Genomic DNA, 1,191 nt, shown 5'->3' on the forward strand with positions numbered 1-1,191 from the left:
CGCCAGGGCGGTAGCATGAGGTGCACATATGTACTATTAACATACCTCCGGTATAGCCAGAGGTACGACAATGGCCAACTACACACCAATGGTCGTCAGGATTCAATCGCTAACTGAGCCTCGTAGCGATATACACGTTACATACCCTCTTCCAGAAGTCTTATTTATCGTTTATGTCAGTATTTTGAGTGGTTACACCACATGGCAAGGCATGGAGCGGTTCGCTAAATACAACCGACGCTGGTTTCGTCAGTTTTTTCCTTATAAATTTGGCTTCCCTACCCATCACACTATTGCAACAGTATGCAAGCTGCTTGACCCAGAAGCTTTTACGCAGTTATTTATCGATTGGGTAAGCGACACAATATCTGAGATAAATGCTCGTAAAATGGGGCCTCATCCAGAAAAAAACGACAATGTCATAGCTATTGACGGCAAGGCTCTGCGTGGCTCACGTCCAGCTAAAGGCAAGAAGTTGGTCCATATGGTCAGTGCTTACAGTTCAGAACTTAAGCTTATATTAGGTTTTACCCCCGTTGATAAGAAGTCCAATGAGATTACTGCCATTCCCGAAGTTATCGATGTGCTTTTTCTCGAAGGAGCCTTGATTACCAGTGATGCCATGGGGTGTCAGAAAAATATTTGCAAAAAAATCATTGATAAAAAAGCTGATTACCTGCTCTGCGCCAAGGACAATCAGCCGACTCTGAGCAGTAATATCGAAGCATATTTTTCAAAGTACATTGAAGAACACCCGGATGATCCGGAACCTGCTGATGACGAACCAGCCTTTGCAGAATCGATGGAGAAAAATCGGGGGCGTCAAGAACACCGGCGTTGTTGGGTTTTTAACGACATTGAGGATATAGACCCCAAGCATGAGTGGCCTGGCCTTAAGCAGTTTTCGGTTATCCAGAGAGACAGATTGGTTGGTAAAAAACAAACAACTGAATTGCATTTTTATATAGAGAGCCGAGAGATGACAGCCTCCAGTGTGCTGGCAGCAGTACGCAATCATTGGAGTATAGAAAATGGACAACACTTGTCACTGGATGTCAGCTTTCAAGAAGATGCCTCTAAAATCCATGAGCGAACAGCGGCAAAGAACGTTGCGACTGTAAGGCGGTGGTGTTTTAATGTACACAAACAAAGTAGCCGGTTTGAGAAAGAGAGTATGTCAGGCCGGATTGA

Annotated in this window: 1 protein-coding gene; it reads left to right on the top strand. The window is 44.5% G+C overall.

Annotated elements, in window-relative coordinates:
* Positions 1-70 precede the first annotated feature (70 nt).
* Positions 71-1,191, top strand: a 1,121-nt coding sequence (locus ACO6VE_RS24550) for an ISAs1 family transposase (protein ID WP_422464131.1), incomplete at its 3' end; no start/stop codon positions are given.

Origin of the sequence: Endozoicomonas sp. ALB115 (genome assembly GCF_049310245.1) — a bacterium.
Lineage (GTDB): Bacteria > Pseudomonadota > Gammaproteobacteria > Pseudomonadales > Endozoicomonadaceae > Endozoicomonas.